The 13,184-nt window shown below is 37.5% G+C and carries 9 protein-coding genes and 2 pseudogenes; 1 reads left to right on the forward strand and 10 read right to left on the reverse strand.

What is annotated here, in order from left to right; genetic code table 11:
* The coding region (locus tag ACFINH_RS07030) for a hypothetical protein (RefSeq protein ID WP_375632499.1) at positions 1–210 on the reverse strand (210 nt) is incomplete at its 3' end.
* On the opposite strand from ACFINH_RS07030, the pseudogene ACFINH_RS07035 reads away from it, so the two are divergent.
* Positions 181–944 (forward strand): annotated as a pseudogene (locus tag ACFINH_RS07035) (autotransporter outer membrane beta-barrel domain-containing protein); the annotation flags it as partial. The gene ACFINH_RS07030 and the pseudogene ACFINH_RS07035 overlap by 30 nt on opposite strands.
* A gap of 550 nt (positions 945–1,494) precedes the next feature.
* Here the strand turns inward: ACFINH_RS07035 and ACFINH_RS07040 are convergent.
* The 9 genes and pseudogenes from ACFINH_RS07040 to ACFINH_RS07080 all read right to left on the reverse strand — a co-directional run.
* A complete protein-coding gene (locus ACFINH_RS07040; protein WP_273790734.1) occupies positions 1,495–2,277 on the reverse strand; it encodes an ABC transporter ATP-binding protein in 783 nt (260 codons plus the stop codon).
* Positions 2,264–3,148 carry an ABC transporter ATP-binding protein gene (locus tag ACFINH_RS07045; RefSeq protein WP_375632500.1) on the reverse strand — a complete coding sequence of 295 codons (885 nt, stop codon included), beginning with the start codon at positions 3,146–3,148 and terminating at the stop codon, positions 2,264–2,266. Before ACFINH_RS07045 ends, ACFINH_RS07040 begins: the two co-directional genes overlap by 14 nt.
* Positions 3,141–4,070: an ABC transporter permease gene (locus ACFINH_RS07050; RefSeq protein ID WP_375632501.1), complete on the reverse strand. Its 930-nt coding sequence runs from the start codon at positions 4,068–4,070 to the stop codon at positions 3,141–3,143. The genes ACFINH_RS07045 and ACFINH_RS07050 overlap by 8 nt, the downstream gene beginning before the upstream one ends.
* Before the next feature lie 2 nt (positions 4,071–4,072).
* Positions 4,073–5,146, reverse strand: a complete 1,074-nt coding sequence (locus ACFINH_RS07055) for an ABC transporter permease (protein WP_375613823.1) — start codon at positions 5,144–5,146, stop codon at positions 4,073–4,075.
* A 110-nt stretch (positions 5,147–5,256) separates the two neighbouring features.
* Positions 5,257–6,873, reverse strand: a complete 1,617-nt coding sequence (locus ACFINH_RS07060) for an ABC transporter substrate-binding protein (RefSeq protein WP_375632502.1) — start codon at positions 6,871–6,873, stop codon at positions 5,257–5,259.
* Positions 6,874–7,233: 360 nt separating this feature from the next.
* Positions 7,234–8,859, reverse strand: a complete 1,626-nt coding sequence (locus tag ACFINH_RS07065) for an ABC transporter substrate-binding protein (RefSeq protein ID WP_375632503.1) — start codon at positions 8,857–8,859, stop codon at positions 7,234–7,236.
* A 1,628-nt stretch (positions 8,860–10,487) separates the two neighbouring features.
* The gene (locus ACFINH_RS07070) at positions 10,488–11,114 is read right to left on the reverse strand and encodes a DNA-3-methyladenine glycosylase I (RefSeq protein ID WP_375632504.1); all 627 of its coding nucleotides are present in this window, start codon (positions 11,112–11,114) and stop codon (positions 10,488–10,490) included.
* Positions 11,092–12,522 carry an exodeoxyribonuclease VII large subunit gene (gene xseA, locus ACFINH_RS07075; RefSeq protein WP_375632505.1) on the reverse strand — a complete coding sequence of 477 codons (1,431 nt, stop codon included), beginning with the start codon at positions 12,520–12,522 and terminating at the stop codon, positions 11,092–11,094. The genes ACFINH_RS07070 and xseA overlap by 23 nt, the downstream gene beginning before the upstream one ends.
* 401 nt (positions 12,523–12,923) lie before the next feature.
* A pseudogene (locus tag ACFINH_RS07080) lies at positions 12,924–13,184 on the reverse strand (ABC transporter substrate-binding protein); the annotation flags it as partial.

Genomic DNA, 13,184 nt, shown 5'->3' on the forward strand with positions numbered 1-13,184 from the left:
CCCATCACCACTTGAGCCAATACTGCCGGCATTGTCCAAAACATCTGCAGTTAAGACAAAAGCACCACCACTTTTGAAAACACCGTCTTCACCATTTAAAACCAGAGCAACTTGCCCCAATGACGGATCATGACTTTTTGCTATAAGCGTAAAGGCGCCATTGGATAAAGTACTTCTAGTAGATATGGTTATAGCAGTGCTAATCTTCACTATGCTGTTCTACAAGGAGCTATTAACCTTGTCGTGCAGAAGGAAAAAATATCTACAACACATTTGGGTCTTGTCCGAACCTACGGGCAACTCTCTTTCACCCCAAAAGATATGCAAGATGCAAATAAGAGTACTGTGGAAAAATGGTTACTCACAACCTATGGAACCATACAACATGACAAGTAGTTTCTATCTTGATACGCTGTTATCCTATGTCTTCCTAAAGGGAAAGATCACCAATGCCCTCATTAGTACAACCGCAAAATTGAAAAATGCAAAAATGTTGGCGATCTCCACAACTGTTAGCAAACAATTTGCAACGGGTATCCAAGGCGTAACATTCGAACCGCAGGCACAGCTTGCCTATCAACATTTGATGTTTGATACCATTAAAGATGCTGATAATCTGACCATTAAGATGCAAAATCCTTCTCAATGGATAATCCCGTGTTGGTGGACGTTTGACAAAAACCATTGCCACTGAAAACAGCCGTCCTATGTCTTTCTATGGAAAAGTAAACTTAATCAAAACCTTTGGTGATGATCAGACATTCCATATTGATAAGTATTATAAATGTGACCCCTCGGGAAGTTCCGTTGAAGGTGGGCTTGGTATTCGTGCATAATTGTCCGCTAACCTCTCCCTTCATGGTGATGTCAGCTATCAACAAAAGCTTCAAAAAACTGGTATAAGTGGTACAAGCTTTTCAGGAGGAATACTCTATCAGTTTTAAATCAAGACTGTAAAAATAGCCTATTCAATTTAACAAAAAGGCAGCATATTGCTGCCTTTTTGGTTTATTATAAGCTATTTTTAAGCGCTTTTTTAAATAGAGAACAGCGAAATATTTGAAGACAGTCATTGACCATTGGATGTTTTTTACAAAAAATTCTTTTTATAAAGAATAAAACTGTAAAAAAGAGAACAACCAAAAACAAAATGATATTGTAAAATAATGAGAAGCTTTTCTAGAAAATACAACATTACTATCTTTTGTTATTTCTCACGAATTTAATGCTTAAAATCCCAAAATAAAACTTTTGAACATAAAATGATAAGTAAAAAATAATGCAATAATATCAAACAAAGGGATGTATGTTATAAGTCACTCATATATTTCAAAATGGAAGTTCTAATAGGATTTAAAATATTACAGCTCAAACACTGCCCAGAAAATTCATACTGAAAAAATCCTATTATCCCCTTCCCTCTTAACAATGCCGCCAAACATCTCCAGAAACTTCAAAACAAATAAAATTGCATTTTCTCTTCTGTAAAATTGATCATGCTCTTTGCTCTCTATGGACAATAGGCTCTATACTTGCTTCAAAAAACTCCTTTGTATAATCGTGTTGCGCATGTAGATTACGCAATTCATCATTGCTAAGCTCTTCAAGAATAATCCCTTTATGCATAATTCCAACACGTTCACAAATATGTGCAACAACAGCAAGATCATGGGATACCATTAAATAAGTAAGCTTTTTTCTCACGCGCAGTGATTTCAACAAGTTTAAAATTTCAGCCTGTACCGACACATCCAATGCAGACGTTGGCTCATCAAGCAACAACACCTCTGGCTCAATAATTAAAGCACGTGCAAGAGCAATACGCTGACGCTGCCCTCCAGACAACTCATGAGGATAACGATAAAGAAATGAAGAATCTAAACCAACGGAATCTAAAGCATCCTCCACCCGCTCTCTTTGATTATCCATTCCATGGATTTTGAGCGATTCAGAAAGAACCGTATGGACCATTTTTCTTGGATGCAGCGAAGCATAAGGATCTTGAAAAACCATTTGAATACAGCGTAAAAAATCCTTACTTCTTTTCTTTTCAACTTCTTGTCCAGCAAAAAGGAATTTTCCACTATAATCTGGAATAAGCCCCACCAATGTATTCAAAATAGTTGACTTTCCACATCCGGATTCACCAATCAAACCATAAGCTTCACCACGCTTAATATGAAAATTAACATTTTTAACAACTGTTACTGCCTTATGCCTGTGCCCAAAAGTCACAGATAAATTAGAAACATCAATAATATTCTCACAATTTGTCATGAGGAACCTCCTCAACGCCATTAACAATCGTAGGATTATACAACCAATCAGGATCACGCTCAGGAACAGCCAAAATATCAACTGGATTATCAAGCCGTGGCAAACTCGCGAGCAACGCCTTTGTATAAGGATGACAAGCGTGAGACAAACCAGAAGCAGGCAACTCTTCTAAGACACGACCCGCATACATCACCAAAATACGATCACAAAAATCAGCAATCATATTTAAATCATGACTAATGAAAATAAGTCCCGTTCCAGATTTTGTCACAAGTTCATCTAATACAGATAAAACTTGTCGTCTGACCGTAATATCAAGTGCAGATGTTGGCTCATCAGCAATAATTAAATCAGGTTTTGGAATGAGCATCATTGCAATCATCACGCGCTGCCCCATCCCCCCAGATATTTCATGAGGAAAGAGACGCATCACATGTTCAGGATCACGAATATGAACAGATTCTAACATAGATATGGTGCGCTCCCTCGCTTCAGCTTTTGAAACACGGTAATGAATACGGTAAGCCTCCATAATCTGTTCCCCGATCCGTATTAATGGATTAAGTGAATATTTTGGATCCTGTAAAATCATTGAAATACGTTTCCCACGGATTTTTCGCATCTGAGGTTCACTTGCGGCCAATAAATCAACATCCTCAAAGCGCATTTTTTTAGCTTTAACAATGGCTGCTTTTGGACTCAACCTTAGTATTGCGCGCCCAGTCATCGATTTTCCAGATCCGGATTCACCAACAATTCCAATTTTTTCTTTTCCAACAGAAAAACTAACACCACGCACAACTTCTGAAATGCCGCGCGTTGTAGGAAAAGAAATACGTAAATCTTCTACTTCTAATAATTTATTACCCATTGCGTGGATCCAATACATCACGAAGACCATCACCTAAAAGGTTGAAAGCAAGACTTGCAAATAATATTGCACAGCCTGGTATTGCCGCCAACCACCAATTTGTCATCATAAATTCCCGCCCTGAAGAAAGCATCGCACCCCATTCAGGACTTGGAAGTTGAGCTCCCAACCCTAAAAAACCAAGACCAGCAGCCGTTAAAATAATTCCAGACATATCCAAAGTTAATCGTACAATCACTGAAGGAATACACATGGGCGCAACATGAAACAAAATAATTCGCCAAGCAGAGGCCCCTTGCAGGCGAACTACAGAAACATAATCAGAAGAACGTATTGTCAAAGTCTCAGCACGTGCTAAACGTGCAATTGGTGGCCATGCTGCAATTGAAATTGCAATAGAAGCATTTTCAATCCCTGGTCCCAATGCGGCTGAAAATGCAAGAGCTAAAATCAAACCTGGAAAAGCAAGAAAAATATCGACAATGCGCATGAGCACAGTATCAACCCATCCGCCCATATAACCAGATACAGTTCCAACAATAAGCCCTATTGGACCTACAATAACTGTTGTAAGAAAAACAACATAAAGAGTAATACGGGAACCAAAAATAAGGCGACTAAAAATATCCCGTCCCAATTCATCTGTTCCAAAATAATGCGCCATAGAGGGTGGCTGCAACCGATGCCCCAGATCATTGCTAAGAAAATCATGCGTAGCAATCCAAGGAGCAAAAAATGCACATATGATAATAATACAAATAATAAGCAGACCGAATACAGCCGAAAAGTTATGAAAAAACTTAGCCAGTGCGTGATAAATTCTTTGTATGTTCGCTTGAATTATGGAGTTTGGAACAGGATCGTTTAACCAACTACCCAAAGAAGATGATGATTGCGATTTATGATGATTACTTACTGTCATATTCAACGTGTCCTTGGATCAAAAATGCGATAAAGCAAATCAGAAAATAAATTAATGGCGACAAAGATAAATCCTACAAGTAAAGTACATCCTACAACTGCATTCATATCTCCGGCTAAAAGAGCATTTGTCAAGTAATGTCCAAAACCAGGCCAAGCAAAAACTGTCTCCGTTAAAACAGCCCCTTCTAATAAAAAAGCATAAGAAAGTGCAACAACGGTAATAATTTGAACAGCAGCATTTCGAAAGGCATGCCCCCAAACGGTTCGCGCCCACGATAATCCCTTTACACGTGCAGTAATGATATATTCCTGATTAAGCTGCTCAATCATAAACCCACGAGTCATACGGCTAATATAAGCCATAGCACCGAAAGCCAAGATCAAAGCAGGCATAATAACGTGACTAAAAACATTACCAAAAGCCTCCCATTGTCCTTGGCTTGCAGTATCCCAAAGGAAAAATCCTGTTTTTGGTTCAAAAGAATATTCATAAAGAAAATCAAGTCGTCCTGGGCCACCAACCCAGCCAAGCTTGGCGTAAAATATTAACAACGCCATTAATCCGAGCCAAAATGTTGGAGTAGAATAACTTACAAGTGTAAAAACACGGACAACATAATCAATAAATGAATCGCGATACATTGCTGCAAAAACACCAAATGGAATTCCAAGACTTGTGCCAATAACAATAGCAACGGTTGCAAGCTCTAATGTTGCAGGAAACACACGCATAATATCGGCTAGAACAGGTCGCCCAGAAGTTAAAGCATCTCCAAAGTCAAACAAAAATACATTATGAAGATACTTCCAATATTGGACAATCAACGGCTTATCAAGACCCAGCTTATAATACATTGCATCATAAGCTTCCTGACTGATATTATCACCAAGAATAGACAGAACCGGATCTAGAGGAAGAAGATGACCAAGAAAAAAAGTGATCGTCACCAACCCAAGCAATGTGATAAAAACTGAAATAAGAAGTTTCAATCCTTTGCATAAAAAATCCCATAAAAATAATTTTTTCTGCTTTTCTGATACAGCTCTTTCAGTCTCTGAAAGTGGCAAAACCATTATAAAAATCCCCTCTGTAGCGACAAAACATAAAGCAAATACTTTTTTATATAACAAAACAATCTCTTATTAAGCATGTTCTACAATCCTTTTCTATAACATGCTTCTTTTTATTTTTCTGCTTCATTGTAATAAAGTCTATAACTGTTCCAAATCCATTTTTTGACATCAGGCCCCATACCAACGGTATAATATGTCTGAAATAAATAAACCATAGGACCATGCTCTAGCACATAATGCTGTAAAGTACGATATTGCATGATACGCTTATTGGGGTCTTTCTCAAACAAAGCATCCATCACCATGTTATTAATATTTTCATCATAATAACCAGCGCGCCAAGCTAAATACATATTGTGCTTTTTTGTAAATGTTGGATCAGGGTTAAACACGTGATTTAATGAAGCAGGATGTCCATCAGGATCGGCACTCCCCCACCCCATAATAGCAGTATCATAATTTCCACCACGTACACGGCTCAACAATTGATTTTGTGCCATTTTTTCAATTGTAAGCTCAACACCAATTTTGCGTGCATTGGCTTGAATAGACTGTGCAACAGACGACATATAACTAAGGCTTCCAACTAAAAGATTAGCTTTAAACCCATTAGGATAACCAGCTTCAGTAATCAGTTGTTTTGCTTTTTTCAAATCCAACTGAAAAGGCAAACCTTCTTTTTCATCTAAAGCACCTGGAACACCTAAAGACATATAAGTTGCCCGAGGAATAGCAATCCCTTTCAAAACAGTTTTTCCAAGACCTTCATAATCAACCAAATAACGAAGTGCCAATCTGACCTTTTCATTCGCAAAAATTGCATTCTTATTATTTAACGATAAGTAAATAATCTGCGGACGCAAAACACGACTAATTTTGACTGGGCCTCCTTTTTTTTCAAGATCTAAAATATCCTCTGAAGAAAGATCACGCACTATATCCACATCACCTTTTTCCAAAAGAAGTCTTTGACTTGATGAATCCGCTACATGCTGCACAACAATCTGCTTAATTTTAGGCACATCGCCCCAATAATGTTGTGTCGCCTCTAACACAACTTTATCTCCTGGAGACCAGCTCACCAATTTATAAGGTCCAACACAAGCTGTATGTGTTGCTAAATATTTATTCCCCATATCACCGTTAATACTCTGTGCTTCAATTGTTTTCCGATCAAGCAAAGCAGAAGCATAAGATTGTCCAATAACAGTCAATATGAGCTGAATAGGATAGGGTTTATCTAATTTTAATTGTAAAGTCTTATCATCAAGAGCCTGAATATTTGTTTCAATATTGTTTTTGGTAAACCCATAATCCATTAAAGATTGAGCATAGCTTAATCCTAATTTAATAATCCGTCGCATCGACCATACCAAATCTTGCGCTGTAGCCATCCTTCCATCATTAAACTTTAAATCATCACGAAGATGAAAGACTATTCTTTTGCCATTGTCTAAAACGTCCCAAGATTTTGCCATAGCAGGGCGAATTTTTGTAGGATCATGCTCATCATATTGCACTAACGCGCTGCAAATATTCGTCAATAACTCACTCGTCACAACCTCAACAGTTTGCGCTGGATCAAAACTACTAATTGAATCAATATTCCATGCCATTACCAATATATCTTTAGATGAGGCACTGAATGCCGATGTTACAGCCCCATTAAAAAAAACGATTGAGCTTAATAAAATAGAAAATTTTTTCAATATTCTTTGTTTTCCCATTTTATCTCTTCCTTTTGTATTCTTCTACCTTTTCACACAAAGTGATTGTGATTTTGCTTAAATAGCATAGCATTAGACATCAATTTCATTTAATCAAACTAAGCATCTACAAAATAATTTTCTTATACATCAGTCTATATTCGGGATGCAGAGAATCTATAACCATAAACAAAGATCCTCCCCAATATAACTTTCTATATTCATCGCTCCCTATAAACGATCTTAATTATATACTGCTACTACACAAACATCCCTCACAGTTTCATCCTAAAAAACTGAAGAGCTTTATATGGGAGAATATTTTCATCATGCAATTATGATTAAGCTCTTTTTAGCTTTGATAACACTAAAAAGACACACTTATTTTTCAATTTTACTATAAAAAATACGCGGTGCACTATTCCAAACCCATTTTTTGACATCAGGCGTCATCGCGACAACGCTATATTGTTGAAAGATAAACGCATAAGGTCCTTTTTGCATTAATTCACGTTGTAAATCAGCATAGAGTTGCGCTCGTTTTTGCGGATTTTTTTGAAACAACGCTTCTTCAACTTTTTGATTCATCTTAGCATCAAAATACCCATGCTTCCAACTAGGATAGGCTGTATTTCTAGCCTCAAAACGATTATCTGGATTGAAAATAAGACGTGAAGCCATGGTATGAGGATCCGCAGAATCATTATTCCATCCGATAAAAGCCGTATCAAAAGCTCGAGCATCCACTTTTGAAAATAACTGTGTACCTGCTACACGTTCAATTTTAAGACGCACGCCCGCCTGTGCAGCACTATCCTGGAGTGACTGAGCAAGTAACAAAGTATAAGGAGTGTTTGACACGAGAAAATTTGCCTCAAATCCGTTTGGATAACCAGCCTCTGCTAAAAGTTGCTTGGCTTTTTGAATATCAAGTTTAAAGGGTTGCCCCTCTTTTTCATCTAAAGCCCCAAAGTTGCCAAGAGGAATAAAACTGGCCCGTGGGATACCAATCCCTTTGAGAAGCTTCTTGCCAAGACCTTCATAATCTATGAGATAACGCATCGCCAAACGTACTTTTTCCTTAGCAAAAATAGGATTTGTCATGTTAAATCCCCAGTACATCATAGATGGTTCTAACACTTCTTCGATTTTAACATCTGTTGTTTTTTGCAGATCTGCAAGATCTTCAGGTGTCAAATCACGAGCAACATCAATATCGTGCTTTTGCAACAACAAACGTTGTGTTCCGGGCTCTGCAACATGGCGAATTAAAATCTGCTTCAGTTTAGGCGCTTGTCCCCAATAGTGAGAGCTTGCACGCAACAAAAGAGCTTCTCCAGGGCGCCAACTTTTTAACTGATAAGGACCAACACAAGCAGCATGACTTTTCAAATACTGATTTCCAAAATCGCCATCTTTTTCGTGTTTCATAATCGTCTTACGATCAAGCAAAGCTGTTGCACGACTCGCAACAATATTATTAAGAATGAGCTCTGCTGGATAAGGCTTATCAAATTTCATCACAACCGTTTTCTCATCGGGAGCTTGCAAAGCATCATCAACATTTTGTTCTGTAATTCCATATTCATTAAAAATTGCCGCATTACCCATCTTCAATTTGACAATCCGCTTCATACCCCAAACAAGATCATTGGCATTGGCTGATCTGCCATCATTAAACTTCAAACCATCACGTAAATGAAAAGTAATCACCGTACTGTGATCATCACCTGAAACATCCCAATGTGTTGCTAAAACGGGAACCATTTTAGCAGGATCATCTGTCGCAGTACTCACCAAGTTATCACAAATATTGTAAATAATTTCACTTCCATAAACATCATTAAGTTGTGCGGGATCAAACGTACTAATTGCATCAAGATTCCAAGCCATCACAAGGGTATTAGCCGGTGTTTTTGCTGAAACTTGTTGTGCAACCATCGCCAATGCCATAAGAGCAGAAACAAGAGAGCTGCTACTTTTCAATATTGTTTTCTTCAAGTTCATAAACTTTTCCCTTTATTTATTTTTATCAATTAATGACGCTGAAATAATATAGCAAATTTATAATTATAACATTGAATAAATACGTTCTAATCGCCTATATTTTTAATCACCTACACAGAGTCATCTACTTGATAAATTCATTGACTTACGTCTCAATAAACCATAACGAACATGCAATATATGTTTTGCTAACCAGTATTACATTCTTTTCATAACCTCTTTGCATATGATAATGCACTATATCAGTTCTCTATTAATCATCAATAAGCCTTGTCGCCCCAAAAATAGTGAGCTTTAAAAAAATCATTACGCAAAAATTTATGAATTCATTATTCTATTCCTTTAGGCGACATTTAAAATAAAATATGCAAACTTTAAAAATAGTCATCCCCCTCAAACACTCAGTTTCAAGATACGGCGCATCTTTACTACATGACAAAAACGACACTGGAACAGCAGGAAGACATAAGAAAATATCTTTTCTAAAACGCTACCCCCCACAAAAATCTGCTTAATCTTTTGAAAACTAAGTGTCAAAAGTTTTACGTTTTTACCAACAAAACCAAACGCGTTAACAAAGATAAAGGAAAAATGAGAAGAAGCATTCCTTCCACGCTTTATCTTTTGAGAAATAAAGCTTACAATAAAAGAATATACACTAAAATGCATTCTCTCATTGATAAAAATAAAATTCATTAGACGTTTCCCCCCTAAAGACATAACGAATATAAACCCTTCTAAACTTTGGCGTGCATCATTGCTTTACCACTATAAAAATAGAATAGAAAACAACATACCGCAACAGAACTCTCGTTTCCAGCGGAAACATACAGAGATTCAACGAAGCAATGTAGTGGATACAAGCCTGCATGAGCTTAATCATCTTCCAAAAAATTGGAGCGCACACGCGGCAAGATCACTCTACTAATAGAGGAAAGCTATCAGATAATAAAACCCAACACAAGCAGCTTGAGTCATTTAACTTCAATTTTTCATCGCTGCATTTCATTTTATATTGCCTAGGTAAGCATTGGGCAATCAACCTACATATAAATAAACCAACAGTCATACAAGCAAAGAAAAACAATGCAACAACAGCACCCCATCTAACAACCACTTTGCATTCGTCAACAAACATGAATAAAATATTCATTAATTATAACAGTCACGTTATTAACGGAAATAAAAAAAACTCTTCTGAACCATTACAAATGCCAAAGACTGTTGCACAACATTGAGAGCTAGTAAATGTGTGATGGTGCCGATCTTCTCCTTCATAAGCGTAAAGATGGAGTGCACGATGGATTTACTGTCATAGTATTCATGAGCTGCGTCGCAAAATGGACCTTGGTGTAACTAGATGTTTCTTTAAAACATACAAGACATTACCATTATCTCACTTCAGATACATAACAGTTAAGGTATCACTTCTTTTGGCATCTGTTTTTTCATCCTCAAAATTATACCTTTATCGTTTTTAGTGCCAACAACAGTAGAAAATCATTAATATTGTATAGTTTGTATATTTCAATTATCTTATACAGTGGAATTGTATAATCTATACATTTATTAAATAATTCAATTATTATCCTATTGATCATTACTCTTACAAAAGACAGTTTGCCAATTTATCGACAAAAACATCCTTCAAGATGATCATTAACAATCCCTACGGACTGCATAAAAGCATAACAAATTGTGGGACCAACGAATGTCCAGCCACGTCTCTTCAAGTCTTGAGAAAGACGAAGAGAAGCAGGTGTCATAGGGTTAGCCAACAGTGTTTGAAAGTCTATCTTTTCATAACGCTCTGATTGTGGTGGCTGAAAAGACCAAAAATAGCGGGACAAACTTCCCCACTCTGTTATAATTTCTTGTGCTCTAAGTGCATTATTAAGCACTGATTGAATTTTTCCTTGATGGCGAACAATGTCTTTATTCTGCATTAACATTTTCACCTTTAGCTCATCGTAATGAACAATCTTTTCAAAGTCAAAGTGATCAAATGCAACGCGAAAAAAAGAGCGTTTTTTTAAAATTGTAAACCAAGAAAGCCCCGCTTGGAAACCTTCAAGACAAATTTTCTCAAACAAACGAATATCCTCAAAAACAGGCTTTCCCCATTCGGTATCATGATAAGCACAATAAAGCGGATCCGTTCCAGCCCATGCGCAACGAACTTTTCCATCTACTCCCTTAAGAAGACCTTCCGCAAGCATGGCATTAACCGTATTAAAAGAGAGTTCCTTGATCATCGCTTGGCGACTTTATCTGCTTGTGTTTTGACCGTTTAGCGGAAATAGGCTCTTGTGTTGCAACACTGATATCTCCATCAAAAAAACGTAAATTTATGTGCCCCATTTCAGGAAACTGAGCCAAGCGTTTAATGGGCTTATTCTCTTTCCCCAAAGCCAAAACAAAACCGCGCTCCAAAATATTCTGATATGAAGTGCTTCTTAAAAGCCTAGATACTACCTCTAACCCAGCCCGTTGTTTTTCCACACTACGCACAAAAGCACGCTGAAGACGTGCCGTATATTCCTTTGTATTGCGTTGTGCTTTTTCACTATTTAACAAACGCGGTGAAAGACGCACACCAAGTGCATGAAAAGAAAAACGTTTTTTATCGTAGCTTACACAAAGAGCACGCTGCAATCGACTTGAAGTTTCATCCAAACCACGCCGTGGTAGAGCAAAAAGTTGATCGGCAGTCGGAAGAGCTCGTAGAGTAGCACGCAATTTTTGTCGATAAAAATCCAAATAACGCGCGAGTCCCTTGCGCAAACGTGCATCAAGCGATGCCACCAGCACCTCGAGATCAAGCTTAACAGGAACAGCCCGTTCTGCTGCGGCGGTAGGAGTTGGAGCGCGCCAATCAGCCACATAATCAATCAAGGTCCAGTCCGTTTCATGCCCAACAGCAGAAATAACAGGAAGAGAAGATTCATAAACAGCACGAACAACAGCTTCGTCATTAAACCCCCACAAATCTTCTAAACTTCCTCCTCCCCGTGCAACAATAATAAGATCAGGTTTTGGAATAAGTCCACCTGGACCAAGAGCATTAAAACCTTCAACAGCAACAGCCACTTCCCTCCCACTTGTTTCCCCCTGAACACGTACAGGCCAAACCAAAATATGCAACGGAAAACGATCGGATATACGATGAATAATATCACGAATAACAGCACCTGTTGGTGATGTTACAACGCCTAAAATTCGAGGCATATAAGGCAAAGTTTTTTTCTTTTCTTCATCAAACAAGCCTTCTTCTAAAAACTTTTTCTTACGATTTTCAAGAAGTGTCATCAAAGCACCAACCCCCGTTGGTTCAAGAGCCTCGATGACAATTTGATATTTCGATGACCCTGGATACGTCGTAAGTTTACCAACAGCAACTACTTCCATCCCTTCTTCAGGAGGGAATTTGAGCTTTTCCATAACTCCACGCCAAATAACAGCTTCCAACCGTGCCTTATCATCTTTTAAAGCAAAATAAGCATGTCCCGAAGCATGAGTACCACGGTACCCTGATATCTCCCCACGCACCCGTACATAACCAAACTTTTCTTCAACAACACGCTTTAGAGCCCCTGCTATTTCGGAAACAGTGAATTCTGCCACATTTGTTACACCTGTTTTTTCACTAAACAAACTTACCATTTTTCAATTCTTTACGCCCGTTTCTGTGAACCTTTTTGAAACAACACATCTTTAAACTTTTGATTTATAGCTTCATCAAAATACCCATAACACCGGCTAGAACAACTTATATTTTTAATTTCAAATCGATTATCAGGGTTGTAAAAAAAACTTGAAGCCGTTGTATGGGGATGTCTAGAGTCATTATTTCATCCGAAAATTCTATCAATAGAAGTTAAAATATTCAATCCTAACATCCAAACAAACACATCTTCTATAAGAATTCCTGAAACAAAATTCTCTACACAACATAGTAATCCATTCCCGATAAAATTCAATGTATTGCAAAGTGTTAAAGAGCTTTGCAATACATCAAATATATCATGACCATGTTTTTTATATTTTATAGACCTGATACCTTTTTATTTTTCAATTGCACTATAAAAAATACGTGGTGCACTATTCCAAACCCATTTTTTAACATCAGGTGTCATCGCTATCGTGTGATACGTCTGATAGATAAAAGCATAAGGTCCTTTCTGCATAAATTCACGTTGCAAATCAGCATACATTTGCGCCCGTTTTTTGGGATCTTTTTGAAACAACGCATCTTGAACCTTTTGATTCATAGTTTCATCCAAATACCCATGGCACCAACTCGCATAGCCTGTATTTTTAGCCTC

It is taken from the genome of Bartonella sp. AA74HLJMH (assembly GCF_042197045.1).
GTDB lineage: Bacteria > Pseudomonadota > Alphaproteobacteria > Rhizobiales > Rhizobiaceae > Bartonella.